1 pseudogene is annotated in these 362 nt (G+C 60.5%); it reads right to left on the bottom strand.

Annotated elements, in window-relative coordinates:
• Positions 1-62 precede the first annotated feature (62 nt).
• Positions 63-362, bottom strand: a pseudogene (locus A6013_RS24695) (flagellar M-ring protein FliF C-terminal domain-containing protein); the annotation flags it as partial.

The following is a 362-nucleotide window of genomic DNA, read 5'->3' as shown; positions in this document are numbered from 1 at the left end:
GAATGTGGCTGAATAGCGCGCACGGTCTGCTTAGTGTGGCGGAGCGTCCGTTCCACTGCTTAGTTCGTGGCTTCGTGACGGCTGCTGGTGCGCGGACCGGTGTTAGTGGTCGTTGTGGTGGTGTGCTGATTTTTTTGCTGACGGTTCTGCTGGTTGGCTGGCGGAGTGGAAATCGGCGCCGCGTTTGTCGGTGCGGGCTGGTTAGTGAGCGCGCCCGGCACGCCGCCAGGGTAGGCCCCGCCGAGCTGTTCGCTGGAGTTGATCTGGCGTGAACGCATTACCGCCTGAGCCGCATCGCCGTTCGGGCTGTATTGCTCTTCGGTTTGTTCTTTATTAGAGAAGTCAATCTGCGCGGTCACCTG

It is taken from the genome of Enterobacter sp. IF2SW-B1, from assembly GCF_001743375.1.
GTDB lineage: Bacteria > Pseudomonadota > Gammaproteobacteria > Enterobacterales > Enterobacteriaceae > Enterobacter > Enterobacter bugandensis.
This window is presented reverse-complemented; position numbering and strand designations above follow the sequence as displayed.